This is a genomic window from Saccharopolyspora antiqui (assembly GCF_052246905.1).
Lineage (GTDB): Bacteria > Actinomycetota > Actinomycetes > Mycobacteriales > Pseudonocardiaceae > Saccharopolyspora.
Map to the genome: position 1 here is coordinate 180,248 of NZ_JBQQBO010000013.1, position 19,196 is coordinate 199,443.

General features: G+C 69.1%; 18 protein-coding genes. 14 read left to right on the plus strand and 4 right to left on the minus strand.

Annotation, left to right across the window (positions count from 1 at the left end; all coding sequences use genetic code 11):
* Positions 1-39 precede the first annotated feature (39 nt).
* The 4 genes from wzm to ACTWQN_RS21510 all read left to right on the plus strand — a co-directional run bounded on the left by wzm (position 40) and on the right by ACTWQN_RS21510 (position 6,280).
* A complete protein-coding gene (wzm, locus tag ACTWQN_RS21495) occupies positions 40-900 on the plus strand; it encodes a galactan export ABC transporter permease subunit Wzm/RfbD (RefSeq protein ID WP_443205315.1) in 861 nt (286 codons plus the stop codon).
* A 19-nt stretch (positions 901-919) separates the two neighbouring features.
* Positions 920-1,738 carry a galactan export ABC transporter ATP-binding subunit Wzt/RfbE gene (wzt, locus tag ACTWQN_RS21500; protein WP_443205316.1) on the plus strand — a complete coding sequence of 273 codons (819 nt, stop codon included), beginning with the start codon at positions 920-922 and terminating at the stop codon, positions 1,736-1,738.
* Positions 1,735-2,649, plus strand: a complete 915-nt coding sequence (gene glfT1, locus ACTWQN_RS21505; protein WP_443205317.1) for a galactofuranosyltransferase GlfT1 — start codon at positions 1,735-1,737, stop codon at positions 2,647-2,649. Before wzt ends, glfT1 begins: the two co-directional genes overlap by 4 nt.
* A 415-nt stretch (positions 2,650-3,064) precedes the next feature.
* Positions 3,065-6,280 (plus strand): arabinosyltransferase domain-containing protein, encoded by a 3,216-nt coding sequence (locus ACTWQN_RS21510; RefSeq protein ID WP_443205318.1) that lies wholly within the window; start codon positions 3,065-3,067, stop codon positions 6,278-6,280.
* Positions 6,281-6,345: 65 nt separating this feature from the next.
* On the opposite strand, the gene ACTWQN_RS21515 is transcribed toward ACTWQN_RS21510, so the two are convergent.
* Positions 6,346-7,518, minus strand: coding sequence for a citrate/2-methylcitrate synthase (locus ACTWQN_RS21515; protein ID WP_443205319.1), 1,173 nt, complete (start codon positions 7,516-7,518; stop codon positions 6,346-6,348).
* A gap of 197 nt (positions 7,519-7,715) precedes the next feature.
* Between ACTWQN_RS21515 and ACTWQN_RS21520 the strand changes: the two genes are divergently transcribed.
* The 5 genes from ACTWQN_RS21520 to ACTWQN_RS21540 are packed head-to-tail and all read left to right on the plus strand — an operon-like array spanning position 7,716 to position 12,791.
* Positions 7,716-8,786, plus strand: coding sequence for an isocitrate/isopropylmalate dehydrogenase family protein (locus ACTWQN_RS21520; RefSeq protein WP_443205320.1), 1,071 nt, complete (start codon positions 7,716-7,718; stop codon positions 8,784-8,786).
* Positions 8,787-8,822: 36 nt separating this feature from the next.
* The gene (locus ACTWQN_RS21525; RefSeq protein WP_443205321.1) at positions 8,823-10,160 is read left to right on the plus strand and encodes an MFS transporter; all 1,338 of its coding nucleotides are present in this window, start codon (positions 8,823-8,825) and stop codon (positions 10,158-10,160) included.
* Positions 10,157-10,912, plus strand: a complete 756-nt coding sequence (locus tag ACTWQN_RS21530) for an MBL fold metallo-hydrolase (RefSeq protein ID WP_443205322.1) — start codon at positions 10,157-10,159, stop codon at positions 10,910-10,912. The genes ACTWQN_RS21525 and ACTWQN_RS21530 overlap by 4 nt, the downstream gene beginning before the upstream one ends.
* On the plus strand, positions 10,909-11,946 hold the full coding sequence (locus ACTWQN_RS21535; protein ID WP_443205323.1) for an Ldh family oxidoreductase: 1,038 nt from the start codon (positions 10,909-10,911) through the stop codon (positions 11,944-11,946). Before ACTWQN_RS21530 ends, ACTWQN_RS21535 begins: the two co-directional genes overlap by 4 nt.
* Entirely contained in the window at positions 11,943-12,791 is an 849-nt protein-coding gene (locus ACTWQN_RS21540) for an amidohydrolase family protein (protein WP_443205324.1), read from the plus strand. Before ACTWQN_RS21535 ends, ACTWQN_RS21540 begins: the two co-directional genes overlap by 4 nt.
* Positions 12,792-12,856: 65 nt before the next feature.
* Here ACTWQN_RS21540 and ACTWQN_RS21545 read toward each other — a convergent pair whose 3' ends face one another.
* Positions 12,857-13,897, minus strand: a complete 1,041-nt coding sequence (locus ACTWQN_RS21545) for a trypsin-like serine protease (protein ID WP_443205325.1) — start codon at positions 13,895-13,897, stop codon at positions 12,857-12,859.
* A gap of 92 nt (positions 13,898-13,989) precedes the next feature.
* On the minus strand, positions 13,990-14,265 hold the full coding sequence (locus ACTWQN_RS21550; protein WP_443205326.1) for a hypothetical protein: 276 nt from the start codon (positions 14,263-14,265) through the stop codon (positions 13,990-13,992).
* A gap of 87 nt (positions 14,266-14,352) precedes the next feature.
* On the opposite strand from ACTWQN_RS21550, the gene ACTWQN_RS21555 reads away from it, so the two are divergent.
* Positions 14,353-14,511 carry a hypothetical protein gene (locus ACTWQN_RS21555; protein WP_443205327.1) on the plus strand — a complete coding sequence of 53 codons (159 nt, stop codon included), beginning with the start codon at positions 14,353-14,355 and terminating at the stop codon, positions 14,509-14,511.
* Positions 14,511-14,777: a hypothetical protein gene (locus ACTWQN_RS21560; protein ID WP_443205328.1), complete on the plus strand. Its 267-nt coding sequence runs from the start codon at positions 14,511-14,513 to the stop codon at positions 14,775-14,777. Before ACTWQN_RS21555 ends, ACTWQN_RS21560 begins: the two co-directional genes overlap by 1 nt.
* Before the next feature lie 180 nt (positions 14,778-14,957).
* Here the strand turns inward: ACTWQN_RS21560 and ACTWQN_RS21565 are convergent, their stop codons facing one another.
* Positions 14,958-15,395 carry a GtrA family protein gene (locus tag ACTWQN_RS21565; RefSeq protein ID WP_443205329.1) on the minus strand — a complete coding sequence of 146 codons (438 nt, stop codon included), beginning with the start codon at positions 15,393-15,395 and terminating at the stop codon, positions 14,958-14,960.
* Between the two features lie 209 nt (positions 15,396-15,604).
* On the opposite strand from ACTWQN_RS21565, the gene dprE1 (ACTWQN_RS21570) reads away from it, so the two are divergent.
* The 3 genes from dprE1 (ACTWQN_RS21570) to dprE2 are packed head-to-tail and all read left to right on the plus strand — an operon-like array spanning position 15,605 to position 19,086.
* On the plus strand, positions 15,605-16,969 hold the full coding sequence (gene dprE1 / locus ACTWQN_RS21570) for a decaprenylphosphoryl-beta-D-ribose oxidase (RefSeq protein WP_443205330.1): 1,365 nt from the start codon (positions 15,605-15,607) through the stop codon (positions 16,967-16,969).
* Entirely contained in the window at positions 16,970-18,328 is a 1,359-nt protein-coding gene (dprE1, locus tag ACTWQN_RS21575; RefSeq protein WP_443205331.1) for a decaprenylphosphoryl-beta-D-ribose oxidase, read from the plus strand. It begins immediately after the preceding gene.
* Complete coding sequence (dprE2, locus tag ACTWQN_RS21580) at positions 18,325-19,086, plus strand: decaprenylphospho-beta-D-erythro-pentofuranosid-2-ulose 2-reductase (RefSeq protein ID WP_443205332.1); 762 nt, start codon at positions 18,325-18,327, stop codon at positions 19,084-19,086. The genes dprE1 (ACTWQN_RS21575) and dprE2 overlap by 4 nt, the downstream gene beginning before the upstream one ends.
* Positions 19,087-19,196 lie beyond the last annotated feature (110 nt).

Sequence of the window (19,196 nt, forward strand, 5' to 3'; positions counted from 1 at the left end):
GGCCGGACGGCATCCCATCGATCGGTACTCTGACGCACTGTGCAGGCCACAAGCACGGTAGACAGACCCCCAGCCCCAACCGAAACGTCGTCGAGGACTTGGCGCAAGGCGTTCAAGGACATCAACGACGGACTCTCGCAGCGACAGCTGTGGGCACACCTCGGCTGGCAGGACATCAAGCAGCGCTACCGGCGCTCGGTCATCGGCCCGCTCTGGATCACCATCGGCATGGGCATGACCGCGACCGCCCTCGGGCTGCTCTACTCGCAGCTGTTCGGCGAGGACATCCGGACGTTCCTGCCCTATCTGACGGTGGGCTTCATCGTCTGGAACTTCATCCTCGGCTGCTTGACCGAGGGAACCGAGGTCTTCATCGCCAACGAAGGCCTGATGAAGCAATTGCCCTCGCCGATCAGCGTGCACATCCTGCGCCTGGTGTGGCGGCAGTCGCTCTTCTTCGCGCACAACATGGTCGTCTACCTGGTCGTGTTGGCGATCTTCCAGATGCCGATCAGCTGGACCGTGATCGCGGCAATACCGGCGTTCATGCTGCTGATGTTCAACGGCGCGTGGGTGGCTCTGCTGTTCGGCATCATCGCGACCCGCTTCCGGGACATCCCGCCGGTCATCAACAGCCTTTCCACGCTGCTGTTCTTCATGACGCCGATCGTGTGGAACGCCAACATCCTGCAGACGAAGGCCCCGCAGCTGGGCTGGCGCGCGAACCTCGCGGACCTCAACCCCCTCTACCACTACATCGAGATCGTCCGCGATCCGCTGATCGGCCAGGACCAGCAGATCTACCACTGGATCGTGGTCCTCAGCTGCACGATCGTGGGATGGGCGATCGCGTTGCTGGTCATGCGCAACTACCGAGCACGCGTCACGTACTGGGTCTGATCGGGGGGGCTGGATAACTGTGGTCAGCATTGACGTCTGGAACGCGGCGGTCGACTTCCCGATCTTCGACGCGAAGTCCCGGTCGCTGAAGAAGGCGGTGCTCGGCAAGGCGGGCGGCAAGATCGGCACCGACAGCCGGGTGCCGATAATCGAGGCGCTGCACGACATCAACCTGTCCCTGCGGCACGGCGACCGGGTGGCCCTGGTCGGCCACAACGGCGCCGGGAAGTCGACGCTGTTGCGCCTGCTCAGCGGCATCTACGAGCCCACCCGGGGCAGTGCTCGGGTGGTCGGCAAGGTCGCTCCGGTGTTCGACCTCGGTGTGGGGATGGATCCGGAGATCTCCGGGTACGAGAACATCATCATCCGCGGCCTGTTCCTCGGCATGAACCGCAAGGAGATGGAGAAGCGGGTCGACGAGATCGCCGAGTTCACCGAGCTCGGCGACTACCTGGCGATGCCGCTGCGCACCTACTCCACCGGTATGCGGGTGCGGTTGGCGCTGGGTGTGGTGACCTCGATCGACCCGGAGATCCTGATCCTGGACGAGGGCATCGGCGCGGTGGACGCCGAATTCCTGGAGAAGGCCCGGGATCGGCTCAACAACCTGGTCAAGCGATCCGGCATCCTGGTCTTCGCCTCGCACTCCGATGAGTTCCTGATCGAGCTGTGCAGCACCGCCATCTGGATGGACAAGGGCGGGATGCGCGAGCAGGGGTCGCTGCGCGAGGTGCTGACCCAGTACAAGGGGTACGACCCCTTCGAGAACCTGAGTGACGAAGCCCTGGCCCGGATCGGTGAATCCAGGGCCACGATCGGGAGCGAAGAAGGCTCATGAGCACCGACTCCGCACAGCAGCTACCTGCCGGGTCCGTAGTCGCGGTGATCGTCACCAGGCACCGTCGCGAGCTGCTGGCCGAGTCCCTGAAGATCATCGCGAGCCAGACCCGGCTACCGGATCACCTGGTGGTGGTCGACAACGGCCCGGACCAGCCCGCGCAAGACGTGGTGGACGACTGCCCGATCCCGAGCACCTACCTGGTCTCGCGGCGCAACCTCGGCGGCGCCGGTGGCTTCGCGCTCGGCATGCTGCACGCGCTGTCGCTGGGTGCGGAATGGGTGTGGCTGGGCGACGACGACGGCCGACCGGCCGACGAGCACGCGCTGGCGACGCTGCTGGACGTGGCGACCAAGCGCCGGTTGGCCGCGGTGTCGCCGGTGGTGGTCAACATCGACACCCCGGACAAGCTGGCGTTCCCGCTGCGCCGCGGTCTGACCTGGAAGCGGCGGGTCAGCGAGCTCGGCGAGGGTGACTTCCTGCCGGGCATCGCGTCGCTGTTCAACGGCGCGCTGTTCCGCTCCTCGACGCTGGACGTGGTTGGGGTGCCGGACTACCGGCTGTTCTTCCGCGGTGACGAGGTCGAGGTGCACCGCCGGGTGGTGCGTTCCGGGCTGCCCTTCGGCACCACGCTGAAGACCCGGTTCCTGCACCCGGACGGCTCCGCGGAGTTCAAGCCGATGCTGGGCGGCCGGTTCCACGCCCAGGACCCGTCGGACGCGGTGAAGCGCTACTACACCTACCGCAACCGCGGCTACCTGCTGTCGCAGCCGGGAATGCGCAAGATCGGCGCGTTGGAGGTGCTGCGGTTCGGCCTGTACTTCGTGGGCCAGCGCCGCGATCCGAAGGCGTTCAGGGAGTGGCTGCGCTTGCTCCGGCAGGGCCAGCAGGAGAAGTTCTTCCGACGCTGACCGAATTGACGGGTGCCGGGATCGTCCAGGTTCGGATGCCCGACTCGCTCATATGTCGGCTCGGGCTGTCCGCCGGAGAACTCGCGCCTGGTTAATTTGTGCGGAAAGCGGCTTCACCACTTGTCCGGCGGTCGAGTTCGGTTAGCGAGGTCATGCCTCGCAAACCGCGCGAACAGGCATTGGTAACCGAACTGTCACAAGACACTAAGAGCGACCTGAGAACGGACTGAGTTCGCAGCTCACGGCCTTGGCCATGGTGGCCATTCGCACACCGGCCCAATGCCGCGAAAGGGCCCGGACCAGCAACTACTATTCTCCAATCGTGCTCAGTGGCCAAGAAGAAAGCCGCCGAACGGTCGATGCTTCGGCGCACACCGAGACGAACCGTCGACAACCTTCAGCCAAGCGGCTGAAGGTGTTCGCGTCGGTCCTGGGGCTGCTCGGTACGCTGCTCGCCCTGACGGTGCCGTTTCTTCCGGTCAACTTCAACATCACGACGCTGAAGTGGCCGACCGCCGAAGGCACCAAATCGGTGTCGGCGCCGCTGGTCAGCTACTCGCCGGTGTGGCTGCGCGCCGACGTGCCGTGCGCTTCGGTGCGCAGTCTGGACGACCGCACCAACGGCCCGGCCAACCTGCTGAGCACCAACCCGCCGTCGTCGGACTACGGCAAGCTGACCGGGCTGACGCTGCAGGTCGATGGCGGCCACCTGACGCTGCTGACCAAGGGCCAGCAGGTGGGCACGGTGCCGCTGCCCGCGGGCGACTGCTCGGTCTCGCTGCACTCCGACGCCTACAGCACCACGGCCAGCGTCGGTGACGAGTCGCTGGCGAACCTGCGCGGCGACCAGCGCCCGCAGCTGACCGGCATCTACTCCAGCCTCAACGACGGCATCGACGACGTGCGCGGCGTGTCCTTCGAGGCCCGCGTCGACAACCGCTACGAGAGCCAGCCGACCGAGATCAAGATCGCGGTGATGGTGCTCGCCGTGGCCGCGTTCATCGGCTCGGTGATCTGCCTGCGGCGGCTGGACGTGCGGGCCGGTCGGCGTCCGCCGAAGCTGATCCCGAGCGGCTGGTGGAAACCGACGTTCCGGGACGTCTCGGTGATCGGCGCGCTGCTCATCTGGTGGGTCATCGGCGCGATGACCTCGGACGACGGCTACATCTTGAATATCGCGCGGGCGCGCGAGAGCTTCGGCTACATCAGCAACTACTACCGCTGGTTCGGCGTTCCCGAGGCGCCGTTCGGCTGGTTCTACGAGCTGTATTCGCTGTGGGTGCAGGTGTCGACCTCGACGCCCTGGGTTCGGTTGCCCGCGCTGCTGATGGGCATCGTCAGCTGGCTGTTGATCAGCCGCGAGGTGCTGCCCCGGCTCGGCCAGCAGGTGCGCCGCAGCAACGCCGCTGGCTGGGCCGCGGCAGCGGTGTTCCTGGCGTTCTGGCTGCCCTACAACAACGGGCTGCGCCCCGAGCCGGTCGTGGTGCTGTTCTCGCTGCTGGCGCTGTGCGCCGTCGAGCGGTCGGTGGCCACCGGGCGGCTGATGCCAGCCGCGCTCGGACTGGTCGTCGCGGCGCTGTCGGTGGGTGCGAACCCGCACGGCATGGTGTCCGTGCTGCCCTTCATCGCCGCGCTGAAGCCGCTGTTCCGGCTGGTGCGCAAGCGGGCCCAGGAATTCGGCTGGCTGCCGGTGCTGGCGCCGATCGCGGCTTCCGGGTTCGTGATCCTGACGCTGGTGTTCGCCGACCAGACCTGGCAGTCGGTCATGGACGCCACCGAACTGCGCACCGAGATCGGCCCCAGCCAGAGCTGGTACGAGGAGCTCAGCCGCTACAACCTGCTGTTCAGCCAGACGCCGGACGGCTCGATGACCCGCCGGTTCCCGGTGCTGCTGGTGATGCTGTGCCTGGCCACCTGCGCGGTGGTGCTGCTGCGGCGCGGCCGGATCCGGGGCGCCGCACTCGGCCCGAGCCGACGGCTGCTCGCGATCACCGCGCTGTCGTTCGTGGTGCTGGTCCTGACCCCCACCAAGTGGTCTCACCACTTCGGCATCTTCGCCGCGTTCGGCGGCGCGCTGGCGGCGCTGACCGCGCTGGCCACCAGCAGCACCGTGTTGCGGTCCAAGCGCAACCGCGCGGCGTTCTTCGCGATGCTGATGGTGATCCTGGCGTTCGCCGCGACCGGGCCGAACGCCTGGTGGTACGTCTCGGGCTGGGGTGTGCCCTGGTACAACATGCCGCCGCAGATCGACGGCCACCACCTGAGCACGGTGTTCCTGATCATCGCCGGGATCGCGCTGGTCGTGGCGTTCATCGAGCACCTGCGCATCGACGAGAACAATCCGAAGGTGGTCGACGAGCGCTTCGGGCGGGAGGAGAAGCGCAGCAGGGCGTTGCGGCTGGGCACGGCGCCGCTGTCGATCCTGTGCGCGCTGCTGGTGCTCTTCGAGCTCGCCAACTTCGGCAAGGTCATCCAGAAGCAGTGGGGCAGCTACAGCCTCGGCGCCGACAACATCAAGCAGATCGTCGGCTCCAGCTGCGGGCTGTCGGACTACGTCTACGTGGAGACCAACCCGCAGGTCGGCATGCTCCGGGTGTCCAGCAACCAGCCCGGCAAGGCGGCGCCGTCGGAGGACAAGGACATCGGCGTCCCACCCAAGCGGCTGGAGGGCAAGGAGGACGCCGACCAGTACATGCGGGCCAAGATGGTCGGGTTCAACCGGCCCGGCCTGCCGCCCGGCGACGGCTCCGACCCGCAGGAACCGGACTGGAAGCCGCCGCACCAGTTCGGCAACGACAACGCCCCGGTGTGGGGCAGCTACGACGCCGCTGGCACCGGCACCGGGGAGCTGCGCACCCAGTGGTACGACCTGCCGGATCGGGCGCGCAACGGCGAGGTGCCGGTGGTGCTCTCGCTGGCCGGTGCGGAGCTGGGCGCGAACTCGGTGGCGTTGGAGTTCGGCCACGACACCGACCACGGCTTCCAGATCACCGAGCGCAAGTACGTGGTGCAGCAGCCCGGACCGGCGTGGCGGGACTTCCGGTTCACCCTCGGCGGCAAGTCCGAGGGCGCCACCAAGATGCGGGTGGTGGCCACCGACAACTCGCTGGGGCCCAACGGCTGGGTGGCGGTCAGCGCGCCGCGGGCGCCGCAGCTGGTGAACATGACCGACTTCGTCGGGGACCAGCCGACGTTCGTGGAGTGGACCGCCGCGCTGGTGAACCCGTGCCTGCAGTTGCCGGGCGTGCACAACGGCATCGCCGAAATCCCGAAGTTCCGGGTGGCGGCCGGGGCCGAGGTGCGCGACATCGGGCAGGGCTGGTCCTCACCGGATGCGGGCGGACCGTTCGGCTGGCTCAACGTGGCGACCAGCATGCGCGAATTGCCGACGTACCTGAAGAACAACATCCACCGGGACTGGGGCTCGCTGTACGCCGTCGACCCGTACGAGCCGGACGCGCTGCCCGCGCAGGCGGCGATGGACGTGCACCAGGAGACGCACTGGGGCACTTGGACGCCGGGTCCGACGTCCAAGACCGTGCAACTGCCGGGCGACGTGCCGAGCTCCGACGACCGCAACGACGTCAAGGGCTTCGAACCCACCGAAGAGGACGAGGACTCCCAGCAGTAGGCGGCGATCTTCGCGGCAGCGCCGGTCGTTCAGCTGGGCAGCTCGCTGCGGTCGCGTCGCACCGGCTACTGGACGGCGTAGGTCTCCACGGCGTGCGCGATCCAGCCAGCGGTGCGCGCGATCACGAAGACGGCCTCACCCGCGCCTTCGGTCATACCGTGGACGAAGCACAGGGCGCCGAGGGCGAACTCGACGTTCGGTTCGAGGTTGCGGCGGCGACGGACGAGCTCGGTGGCCGCTTCGACGATGGCCAGGCGTTCCCGGTCCGCCGGGGCCGCGGCGAGCATTTCGAGCAGGGCCGCGGCGCGGGGATCCGCGCCGCGGTAACGAGGCTGGCCGAAGCCGGACAGCCGGTCGCCGCGCAGGAGGCGCTGTTCGAGGACCCGCGACACCGAGTCCGGTGACGTGATGTCGCCGAGCCAGGCCTGCACCGCGAGGGAGGAACCGCCGCCCAGCAGGAGTCCACTCGCGACACTCATACCGGCGAGCACGGCCGAGTACGGATCGGCCGCCGTGGCCGCTGCGTCGCGGACGGCGTGGGTGGACGGACCCAAGCCGTGGTCGGCGAGCAGCACCAGCGCGGCCGACAGCACCCCGATCGCCTCCGGCGTGGCGGGCTCGGCGGTGAGCCGACCCCACAACCGGTCGGCGATGGACTGGCCGGGCGCGTCGGGCGCGCCCTGCTGGGGCAGGGACGCCACGAAGGCGGGCGCGAGCGTGCGCGCGGCCGAGAGCACCGACGGAGCGGTCAGGTCGTAGCGGAACGAGTCGCGGGCGCCGAGCAGCATCGCCGTCACCTTCAGCCGGTCGAGCGGCAGGCTGGTGGGCGGCATGGTGTTCTGCAACCGGTGAATCGCGGTCACCAGCTCGGGGTCGAGCTCGGCCGCGCGGGCCGGGCCCGGCTGTCCCCACAGGAGTTCGGCCACCTCCTCGTAGGACGAGGTCCTGGCCAGTTCGACGGCGTCCCGGTCGCGGTAGAGCAGGGTGTCGTCGTCGATGCGGGCCACGGAGGACGCGGCCTCCTGCTCGGCGGGCTCGTTCTCGCGGATCAGCGTTCGGGTGCCCTTGCGCTGCCCGAACCCTTCGACTTCGCTGCGGGACAGCCAGCTGCGCCGGTCTCGGGGCAGCCGCCGACGGTTCAGCAGACCACGGCTGATGTAGGCGTAGACCGTGCTCGGCTTGACGCCGAGGACGTCGGCTGCCTCGGCGATCGACAAGACCTCCGTGTGATCGCTCACGAGTGGCGCCTCCCGATCCGAGTGTTGATTTTCGTCGAGTCTAGTGATCGTGCTGACTCGATCACGAGCGACGAGTCGTTGTCGCGGCGCGGAAAGGCCGGGTTGACACGGCTTTTCGCACGCGACTACTGTCTCCGCAGATTCGTCAACATTGACACTTAAATATTGATTATATTGATTTTCAAGCTGGAGCGGTAGTGCAGGTTCATGACATCGCCGTCATCCGCGGAGACGGCATCGGCCCCGAGCTGGTGGACGCCTCGCTCACCGTGCTCGGCGCGGTGACCGCGAAGGGCTCCTTCGAGCTCCGCTACACCGAGATCGACGCTGGCGCCGACACCTACCGCCGCACGGGCACGGCGTGTTCGGCCGAAGACCTGGAACATCTGCGTTCCGGGGTCGCGGCGGCCCTAAAGGGACCGGTCGGGCTGCCCGACGTCCGGTTCCCGGACGGCACCGAGGCCGGCTTGCTCGGCGGCATCCTCCGGACCGGCCTCGACGCCTACGCCAACGTGCGCCCGGCGCTGCTGCTGCCCGGCGTCACGTCCCCGCTCGGCAGCGTGCGGCCCGGCGGGATCGATTACGTCATCGTCCGCGAGAACACCGAAGGCCTCTACGCCTCCCGCGGCAAGGGAGTGGGCAACCGGTGGGCGGTTTCGGATGCGCTCATCACCACGCGGGAAGGCACCCTGCGGGTCTGCCGACGCGCGTTCGAGCTGGCGGCTGGCCGCGGTGGCGCGCCGAGCGACGGCAAGCACCGCGTGACGTGCGTGGACAAGAGCAACGTGCTGCGCAGCCACGCGCTGTTCCGCGAGATCTTCTTCGAGGTCGCCGCCGAGTTCCCGGACATCGAGACCGAGACCCTCTACGCCGACGCCGCAGCCCAGGCCCTGGTGCTGCGGCCCGGCGACTTCGACGTGCTGGTGATGGAGAACTTCCTCGGCGACGTGCTCAGCGACCTCGGCGGCGCGACCGTCGGCGGCATCTCCCTGTGCGGCTCCGGGAACATCGGTGACGGCAGCGCCTACTTCGAACCCATCCACGGCAGTGCCCCCTCGATCGCCGGGAAGGGCCTGGCCAACCCGATCGGGCAGATCCTCGCCGCCGCGATGATGCTCGACCACCTCGGGCACGCCGCCGAAGCTGGGCTCGTTCGCGCGGCCGTGGCCAACGCGCTCGAAGACGGGGAAGTCCGGATCGCCCCCGATGGTTCCGCGCCGGGTGGTCCCGAGGCGGTCGCGCGAGCGATCGCGGACCGCGTCGGCTGACCCCATTTCCTCGTGACGAGAACGGAAAGACCCGCTATGAGCACCGAGCTGGAGTTCACCGGCGCCCGCCGCGTCCGGACCATCGTGGCCGCGTCGGCCGGCAACTTCGCCGAGTGGTACGACTGGGGCGTCTACGGGGTGGTCGCCACGATCATCGCCGCCAAGTTCTTCCCCGGCGACAACGCCGCGGTCGCACTGCTCAACACCTACGCCGTCTTCGCGCTCGGCTACATCGCGCGCCCCGTGGGCGGCATCCTGTTCGGCTGGATCGGTGACCGGTTCGGCCGCCGCCGCGCGCTGTCCATCTCGATCCTGTTCACCTGCTTCGGCACGGCGTGCATGGGCGTGCTGCCGACCTATGCGCAGCTCGGCATCATCGCGCCGCTGCTGCTGCTGGTGTGCCGCCTCGCGCAGTCGATGGGGGCGGGCGGCGAGTACGCGAGCGCGATCAGCTTCGTGTTCGAGCACAGCCCGGTCGCGCAGCGCGCCCGCAACGTCAGCGCGCTGGTGGCCACCACGTTCATCGGCATCCTGTGCGGATCCCTGCTGGCGCGGGTGTGCTCCAGCCTGCTCACCGAGGACCAGTACAACACCTTCGGCTGGCGGATCCTCTTCCTCGTCGGCCTGCCGCTCGCCGTGTTCGGGGTGTACCTGCGATCGAGGGTCGAGGAGAGCCCGGAGTTCGAAATGCTGGCCGCCGCACGCGAGAAGGCGAAGACCGCTGCCACGCCGTTGCGGGACGCGCTGCGCCTGCACTGGGGCAAGATCGTGGTGTTCATCGTCGCCACGGCGAGCTACGCGCTGCTGAGCACCACGATCACGTCGTACCTGACGACCTTCCTGATCAAGGTCGGAAAGCTCAGCAGCGACGAGGCGTACAACGCGACCATCGTCAGCAACCTCCTCGTCATCGTCGGCACGCTCGTGATGGGGCCGGTGGCCGACCGGCTGGGCCTGCGCCGGGCGCTCAGCCTGATGGGGCTGGTGGTCGCCATCGCCGCAGTGCCGTCGCTGGCGCTCGCGTCGGCCGGTGGCCTCGGCGCCGTCACCGGCAGCGCGATCATCGGCGCGTGCAAGGGACTGCTGGCCCTGCCCGCGCTGCTCGCGATCAGCCAGATCTTCCCGACGGCGGTACGGGTCACCGCGGGCGCGCTGGCGTACAACGTCGCGCAGGCCGTGTTCGGCGGCACGGGCCCGATCATCGGAGTGTGGCTGAACGACGCCACCGGAGGCCCCTACGGTCTTGGCGTCTACCTCGCGGCGCTGGGCCTGGTGACCGCGATCGTCGCGCTGCTGGCCCGGAACACGTTCGACCACGACGAGTCGAGCGCGGCTGCCCCGGCCGCGGTCGTACCGGAAGGCGGTGCCCGGTGAACGTTCTGCCGCTCACCCAGGGATATCCCGGCAAGAGCACGGAGCACGGCGGGCTCGGTTGGAGCAGCGTCACGCTCGTCCGCCACGGCGAGCGGCTCCTGCTGGCCGACACCGGCTCGTTCGGGATGCGCTCGCTGCTCGCGGCGCGGCTCGCCGCACATGGCGTCGACCCCGCCGAGGTCACCGATGTGCTGCTCACGCACGCGCACTACGACCACGCGGCGAACTACCTGCTGTTCCCGTCGGCCGCGGTCTGGATCGGCGCGGCCGAACTGGACTGGGCGGCCGGGCGGCAGGCCGCGTTCGACCCGCTGCCGGAGTTGTACGCCGCGGACCTGGCGAGCAACCCGCGGACGCGGCGCGTGGCCCGCGACGGCGAGATCCTGCCCGGCGTCGACGCGTTCGTCGCGCCCGGGCACACCCCTGGCTCGGTCGTCTACCGCGTCCGCGGTGCCGACGGCACGGTGCTGTTCAGCGGGGACGCGGCGAAGAACCGGGCCGAGTTGCTCGGTGGCGATGTCGACATGACCCTCGACCGCGACGCGAGCCAGGCCTCCGTGCGGAAGATCCTCGACCTGTGGCGCGAATACCCGGACACGCTTCTGGTGCCCGGTCACGACGTCCCGATGCGCTGGACCCCATCCGGTCCGGAATACGTGGGCAAGCGCCTCGCCGGAATCCGCTCGTGGTTCGGCGAAGACCTCGCCACCACCACCCACTTCGACCTCACCGACCCTGAAGGAGACCGATGACCAGCGACACCCGAATCACGGTCGACCGGCTGCGTGCGCTGGCGGGCCTGGCACTGGTGGCGGGCGGCATGTCCGAAGAGGACGCCCGGCGGGCCGCTGATGTGCTTGTGCTCGCGGACCTCTTCGGCATCCGCACGCACGGGGTGGCCAGGATTGCGCAGTACCTCGATCGCGCGCGCCTCGGTGGGGTCGACGTCGCCGCGAAGGTGGTGGTCGACCAGGTCACCCCGGCGTTGTCCCGGGTGGACGGTGCCAACGGCATCGGCCCGCTCGTCGGCTCCCACGCGCTCGACGCAGCGCTGGCCGGAGCCCGCGAGACCGGCCTGGGGGCGGCTTTCGTCCGCGGCAGCAACCACTTCGGGCCCGTGATGCCCTACCTGTTCCGGGCCGCGGAGCAGGGTTTCGCGGCCATCATCGCCAGCAACGCCACCACCACGATCGCGCCGTGGGGCGGGCGGGAGGCCCGGTTGGGCAACAACCCGCTCGGGATCGGGGTGCCCGCCGCGGAGGGCGACCCGATCCTGCTGGACATCGCGATGAGCGTCGCGGCTCGGGCGAAGATCCGGGCCGCCGCCGCGGCGGGACAGTCCATTCCGGACACCTGGGCCACCGACCGGGAAGGGCGGCCGACGAGCGACCCGGCCGCCGCGCTGGACGGGTTCCTCCAGCCGCTCGGCGGGCACAAGGGGTACGGGCTGTCCGTGATGATCGACCTGTTCGCCGGACTGCTGTCGGGAGCGGGATACCTCACCCGCATCAGCTCGTGGAGCGAGGACCCGGAGCGCCCGCAGAACCTCGGGCACGTGTTCTTCCTGATCGACACCACGAAGCTGCTGCCCGCCGCGGCGCTCGACGAGCGCATGGCGGACTTCGCCGGAATTCTGCGCAGCACCCCGGCCGCGGACCCGGCGCAGCCCGTGCGCCTGCCGGGAGAGCTGGAGCTCGCGCGCTACCACCGGCAGCTGCGCGATGGGGTGCCGGCGGATTCCGGGGTGCTGGCCCGGTTGTCGGACCTGGCGGGTGCCCAGCCGTGACGGGCGTGCCTGCTGGCGCGTGCGACTGCCACGTCCACGTGTTCGACCCGGAGTTCCCGTTCGCCGCCGACCGGACGTACACCCCGGGCGAGGCCAGCGGAGCGCAGCTGGACGAGTTGCACTGGCGGCTGGGAGTCAGCCGCGCCGTCCTCGTGCAGTCCAGCCCGTACGGCACCGACAACTCGTGCCTGCTGCGGCAGTTGCGCGAGCGGGGCGATCGCGCTCGCGCGGTGGTGGTGTTCGATCCAGCGGCCGAACCGCCGCTGCGGGAGTGGGACGCCGCGGGAGTGCGCGGCGCCCGGGTCAACCTGGCGACCTTCGCGGTTGACGAACCCGAGGCGGCGCTCGGGCCGTTGCGGGCGACCGCCGCCGCGATCGCGGATTTGGGCTGGCACCTGCAGGTGTTCACCGGGCTGCCCGTGGTGGCCGCACTGGCCGACGAGCTCGCCCGGCTGCCGGTGCCGGTGGTGCTCGACCACTTCGCCCTCGCCCGCGCGGCGGCGGGCCCCGAGCAGCCCGGTTTCGCCGAGCTGGTCGACCTGCTGCGATCGGGTGCGGCGTTCGTCAAGCTCTCCGCGCCCCACCGGATTTCCGGTGCCGCTGACCAAGCCGATGTCGCGCCGCTGGCCCGCGCCCTGGTCGGCGCCGCACCGGAGCGCCTGCTGTGGGGCACCGACTGGCCCCACACCGGCGGCCGGACACGCACCGCCGCCAACCGGCTGACCGTGGAACCGTTCCAGGCGGTGGACGACGCGCGAGCCCTCGACCGGCTGCTGGAGTGGACCGGCGCCGAGGCGGGGCGCCGGATCCTCGTCGAGAATCCGGCCGCGCTCTACGGCTTCTGAGCAGCTCGGGGCGGGCGCGCAGGCCTGCTGCGCGCCCGCGAACGCGAGCCCTCGCGGCCTGCTGGTCAGGCGGCCGGGCGCATCAGGGTGCACTCCGGTTGGTGCAGGTCCAGCGCCGAGCCGGTGGTCAGGCAGGCCGGGATCGCGTTGACCTGCTGGCCGTAGCCGCGGCCGCGTTCGGCGGTCACCGTGCCGTCTTCGGCCACCTCGCAGGGGTTGTTGACCGTGCACTGCTCGCCGTCCCGGTTGCTGGTGTTGTGCAGCCCGACCACGGTGTTGCCATCGGTGGCCACCAGCGGGGTGCCGGAATCACCGGAACCGAGGTGGCAGTTGTCGGTGGTCGCGTAGCGCAGCGAATCGTCCTGCTGGTAGCCCTCTTCGCGCAGGTGCGGCACCACGGCCTCGACCGTGCAGCTGTAGCGGCGGGCCCCGCTGATCGCGTCCACCTGGTCACCCGCGCGCGGGGGCGCGGTGGCGAGCTGGAAGATCTTCGCGCCCTCGGCGTCCAGCTGTCCGAAGGTCTTGTCCAGCCGGTACAGCGCGATGTCGGTGCCGGTCATGGTCGCGTACACCAGCCGGGACGCCCGGGCCGTGGCCTGCGGGTAGCCCTCGCGGTCGCCGATGCTCACCTCGCGGTCGGCGGGTTGATCCACCAGCGCCGATCCCGGTGCGGGCCGCTGACCATCGACGCAGTGGCCGTTGGTCAGCACCAGAGCCGGATCCTCCGACCGGGAGGTGGCGGTGCGGACCACCGAGCCCACGCAGTTGCCCAGGTCCACCCGACCTGCCAGGGACGGGATCGGGACTTCCGGCGGCACCGAGGTGCCGGTGACGATGCCGTTGATCCAGTCGGCGTGCTTGGTGACGTCGGTGAACAGCGTCGGCCCGCCGCTGCTGGGGCCGCTGACCGTGCCAGCCAGCGCCCAACGGTCACCGTCGCGGACCAGCGCGGGCCCGCCGGAGTCCATGTTGGTGGCCGCGATGCTGCCGTCGCGGGCGCCGACGCACAGTTCTGCCCCCACGATGGCTTCCGGGCACGCCGAGATCGGCTGCACCACGGTGTCGGCCTCCCGCAACCGCTCGGGATAGCACTCGGGATTGTTCACGTCAGCGGCCATTCCCGATCGGCCCAGCGATCCCAGGGCGACCGCAACGACGTCAAGGGCTTCGAACCGCCCGCGTCAGACGTCAGTTCTCATTACACCGCCGGGACGTAGGGGAAGGTGCGAGTCGGCTTGGCGGCGACGGACTCCTTCGTGAGCCCGATGGTGAAGGGCGTGTTGGTGGCGAGCGAGAACATGACGTCAGGCGCGTTGTCGGTGAGCGAACGGCCGTTCCACTCGGCGAAGCCGTAGGCGGCCGGTGTGCCGACGGTGTAAGGCAGCACGTTGGGGCAAACGCTCCGACTGAAGCTTTCCCCGTAGGCGTGCGGGTCTTCGGCGGTGCCGTAGGCGGCCACGACCCCGGCGACCATGTCGGCGATGGCCTTTCCGTGGACCTGGCGGTCGTCGGCGGGCGACCCGGTGTTGAGCCGGTCGCCGAGCTCTTCGGGAGATACGCCGTGAGCGAAAAGGGCTGGTGGCCACCGGTTCCGGGTCTGCTGAGGGTGAAATCGGGTGCCAGCACCGGCCGGTTCGTGGTGCGCTGGGTGGCGGAGTCCTTGACCAGCAAGGAAAGCTGCCCCGGCGATCGTCGGGGCACCTGCGACTGGGAGATCTGATGCCCGATACGCGACCCGGACTTGTCCTGCACCTCGCCGGAGTGAGCCAGCCGCTGCACATCGCGCTCGACTCGGCCGAGGCCGACGCGCTGCGCGACGTGCTGGCCGACCTGATGGCCAACGGTCACACGAAGTCGCTCGCCACGGCCGACGGCGGCCGGTTCGCGGTGAACTTCGCACACGTGGCCACGGCGCACATCGAAACCACCCGCTCCGACGCCAACGCCTACGGTGCCCCGGCCCGGGGCACCGGCTTCCGCAACTGAGCTCGTCTTGCTTTGCGGTGCGGGTAGCAGACCTGGCGATTTCGCGCGAAATCGCCACCCGCCCCGCGTGGGAGACGGCGATTTCGCGCGAAATCGCCCACCTCACCCGAGGTGGACGGCCCGACACGACCACTTCAAAGACAGGTTCGCACCGGAGCGACCGCTCACGAGCACGCGGCGTCAATCGCGGAAGATGAGCACCTTCAGCATGATGAAGTTGATCAAGGTGCCGAGGCCCTGGGCGATGACCCAGAACAGCGTGAACTGCCACGGCTCGTTCGCGTTGAACACCACGCACAGCACCTGGTTCGAGCCCATGTTCACGAAGAACGTGGTGGTGTAGAGCAGGGCGAACGCGCCCGCCTTGGCGGTGGCGTTGCCGGTGCTCGCGCCCTGGAAGGTGAACTTCCGGTTGATCAGGTACGACGCGGTGGTGCCGAGGATGAACGAGATCGACTTGGACAGCCACACCGGCCAACCAGCCAGGCCCAGCAGCAGCGAATACGTCCCGAAGTCGATCACGGCGCATCCGCCGCCGATGATGATGAAGCGGAGCAGCTGGGTGAAGACGCCCAGACGCTTGGGGTCGGTCTGGGCTGCGGGTTCGGCCACGGCCACTGGTTCACCTCGGGATCCGACGACAGGGCATTCGGCACCTGGGCACCCGGCTAGACGCCGAAGACGCGGCAACCCGACCTCGCCAGCCAGCAGCTCCGCACGGACCGCACACACGTCCCACGCGAGTGTAGCGATGCCCCATCGCACTCCTCCCGGGACCGGGCGCACCCGCCCGTATCGGCATCCACCCCGCCGATAGACTCGGCTGGGTGGGATCGGTAAACGACGAGCTACAGACGCTGACCGGCTGGGGGCGCACCGCGCCGACCAGGGCGCACGTCGTCAGCACCCCGGACATCGAGGCGATCGCCGAGGCGGTTCGCACCGCCGGTGTTCGCGGCGTGATCGCACGCGGTCTCGGCCGCAGCTACGGCGACCCCTCGCAGAACGCGGGCGGCACCGTCATCGACATGACCGCCCTCGACCGGGTGCACCAGATCGACGTGGACAACGCGACAGTGGTCGTGGACGCGGGCGTGTCGCTGGACACCCTGATGCGCCGCCTGCTCCCGTACGGGCTGTGGATCCCGGTCCTGCCGGGCACCCGCCAGGTCACCGTCGGCGGCGCGATCGGCTCGGACATCCACGGCAAGAACCACCACTCGCAGGGCTCGTTCGGCAGCCACGTGCTGTCGCTGGACCTGCTCACCGCCGACGGCCAAGTCCGCACCCTGACCCCGGACGGCGAACACGCCGAACTGTTCTGGGCCACGGTCGGCGGCATGGGCCTGACCGGCATCATCCTGGGCGCGACGGTCCAGCTCAAGCGCGTCGAGACGGCGTACTTCCTGGTCGACAACGTGCAGACCAAGAACCTCGACGAGCTGATCGAGCACTTCACCGACGGCTCGGACGACAACTACGTCTACTCGGTCGCCTGGTTCGACTCGCTGGCCCGCGGCGAGAAGATGGGTCGCGCGCTGCTGACCCGCGGCAACTCCGCCAAGGTCGAAGACCTGCCGAAGAAGCTGCGCAAGGACCCGCTGAAGTTCAACGCGCCGCAGCTGATGACCGCCCCACCGATCTTCCCCAACGGCCTGGTCAACAAGTTCACCATCACCGCGTTCAACGAGGTCTGGTACCGCAAGGCGCCGACGAAGTTCGGCATGGTGCAGAACATCACCCAGTTCTTCCACCCGCTGGACCTGGTCGGCGAGTGGAACCGGGTCTACGGCTCGAACGGCTTCCTGCAGTACCAGTTCATGGTGCCGTTCGGGCAGGAGGACATGTTCCGCCGCTCGATCGACAAGATCAGCTCATCCGGCCAGGTGTCGTTCCTGAACGTGCTTAAGACCTTCGGCGAGAGCAACCAGGCGCCGATGTCCTTCCCGCGCAAGGGCTGGACGCTGACCGTCGACATCCCGATCACGCCCGGCCTGGACCGGCTGTGCCAGGAGCTCGACGAGATGGTGCTCGGCGCTGGCGGCCGGTTGTACCTGGCCAAGGAGTCGCGCACCTCGGCCGAGATGATCGAGCGGATGTACCCGCGGATCGACGAGTGGCGCAAGATCCGCGCCACGGTCGACCCGGAGGGGGTCTTCCGCTCGGACCTGTCCCGGAGGCTGAGCCTGTAGATGACCACCACGGTACGGACGCTGACCGGCTGGGGCCGAACCGCCCCGACCAGGGCACGGGTGCTCAGCACCACGGATCTCGACGCGATCGCGGAAGCGGTGCGCACCGCCGACGATCGCGGCGTGATCGCACGCGGTCTCGGCCGCAGCTACGGCGACCCCTCGCAGAACGCGGGCGGCACCGTGATCGACATGACCCGGCTGAACCGGATCCACCACATCGACCCGGACGCCGGGTTCGTCGACGTGGACGCCGGTGTGAGCCTGGACCAGCTGATGCGCGCCGTGCTGCCGCACGGGCTGTGGGTTCCGGTGATGCCCGGTACTCGCCAGGTCACCATCGGCGGCGCGATCGGCTGCGACATCCACGGCAAGAACCACCACTCGCACGGCAGCTTCGGCAACCACGTCCTGTCCATGGACCTGCTCACCGCCGACGGCCAGATCCGCACGCTCACCCCGGACGGCCCGGCAGCGCGGCTGTTCTGGGCGACCGTCGGTGGCGTCGGGCTGACCGGGATCGTGCTGCGCGCCAAGGTGCGCATGAAGAAGACCGAGACCAGCTACTTCGTCGTGGACAACGACCGCACGTCGAACCTCGACGAGACGATGGAGTTGTTCACCGACGGCTCGGACGACACCTACGACTACTCGATGGCCTGGCTGGACACCATCTCCACCGGCGCGAAGCTCGGTCGAGCCGGGTTCTCGCGCGGCTCGCTGGCGACGCTCGACGAGCTTCCCGCCGAACTGCGTGGTGAACCGCTGAAGTTCGACGCTCCGCAGCTGTTGACGGTGCCGGACATCTTCCCGAACGGGATGGTCAACAAGATCACCGCGCCGGTTCTCAACGAGGTCTCGTACCGCAATTTCCCCAAGCACAGCAGGGGAAAGGTGCAGAACCTGACGCAGTTCTACCACCTGCTCGACCTGTTCGGGGAGTGGAACCGCGGCTACGGCTCGAAGGGTTTCCTGCAGTACCAGTTCTCGGTGCCGAGCGGCGGCGAGGGCACGTTGGCGCAGATCATCCGCAAGACCGTCCACTCCGGACATCTGTCGTTCATCAACGTGCTCAAGCGGATGGGCGAGAGCAACCCGGCACCGCTGTCCTGGCCGCACCCGGGCTGGATGCTCAGCATGGACTTCCCGATCAAGGCCGGGTTGCACCGGTTCTGCGAAGAGCTCGACGAGATGGTGCTCGGTGCGGGTGGGCGGCTCTACTTCGCCAAGGACTCGCGCACCACGCCGGAGATGGTCCGGCAGATGTATCCCAGGCTCGACGAGTGGCGCGAGGTCCGCGCCGCCGTCGACCCCGACGGCATTTTCCGCTCCGATCTGTCCCGAAGGTTGGCCCTATGATTGACGCGGTTGGAAACCCCCAATCCCTGCTCGTGCTCGGCGGCACCTCCGACATCGCACTGGCGACGGCGCAGAAGTACGCCGAACGGCGTCCGCTGCGGATCATCCTCGCTGATCGCCCGGAGGAGTCGGACCGGCTGAACGCCGCCGCCGAGCGGCTGCGCGAGACCGGCAGCACCGTCTCGACGCTCCACTTCGACGCCCGCAAGCCCGAAACGCACGCCGAGGTCGTCGAGAAGGCCTTCGCCGACGGCGACATCGACGTCACGCTGGTGGCCTTCGGCATCCAGGGCGACAACGAGAAGGGCTGGACCCAGGTCGAGGCCGCCCGCGCCGTCGCCGAGATCAACTACGTCGCGCCGGTGGCGCTGGGTGTCTTGCTGGCCGAGAAGCTGCGCAAGCAGGGCCACGGAAATCTCGCGGTAATGTCCTCGCCCGCTGGTGAGCGTGCGCGGCGCTCGAACTTCGTCTACGGCTCCTCGAAGGCCGGTTTGGACGTCTTCTACACCGGGCTGACCTACGCGCTCAGCGAATCCGGTGTGAAGGTCACGGTGATCCGCCCGAACTTCGTGCACACCAAGCTGACCGCGGGCCTGAAGCCACCGCCGATGGCGCAGACGCCGGAGCAGGTCGCGGACGTCATCGTGGATGCGGTGCGCACCGGCAAGGAGCAGGTGTACGCGCCCGCGCAGATGCGCTGGGTGATGACGGTGCTGCGGCACGTGCCGCGGGTGATCTTCCGCCGCCTGTCGTTCTGATCGGTTTAGAGCCTGCCTTCGAACTCGTTTTGCTTTGATTCTTACACCCACGGGGCCGTCGGAGTCGCATCTCCGGCGGCCCCGTTGTTGTTGCGCAGCGCGGCTTGCTG

What these genes read in the sequence shown, in the direction of transcription:
- ACTWQN_RS21560 (WP_443205328.1), top strand. Translation starts at nt 14,511, where the DNA reads ATGCCCGATACGCGACCCGGACTTGTCCTGCACCTCGCCGGAGTGAGC.
- ACTWQN_RS21550 (WP_443205326.1), bottom strand. Translation starts at nt 14,265, where the DNA reads ATGGTCGCCGGGGTCGTGGCCGCCTACGGCACCGCCGAAGACCCGCAC.
- ACTWQN_RS21525 (WP_443205321.1), top strand. Translation starts at nt 8,823, where the DNA reads ATGAGCACCGAGCTGGAGTTCACCGGCGCCCGCCGCGTCCGGACCATC.
- dprE1 (WP_443205331.1), top strand. Translation starts at nt 16,970, where the DNA reads ATGACCACCACGGTACGGACGCTGACCGGCTGGGGCCGAACCGCCCCG.
- dprE2 (WP_443205332.1), top strand. Translation starts at nt 18,325, where the DNA reads ATGATTGACGCGGTTGGAAACCCCCAATCCCTGCTCGTGCTCGGCGGC.
- ACTWQN_RS21535 (WP_443205323.1), top strand. Translation starts at nt 10,909, where the DNA reads ATGACCAGCGACACCCGAATCACGGTCGACCGGCTGCGTGCGCTGGCG.
- glfT1 (WP_443205317.1), top strand. Translation starts at nt 1,735, where the DNA reads ATGAGCACCGACTCCGCACAGCAGCTACCTGCCGGGTCCGTAGTCGCG.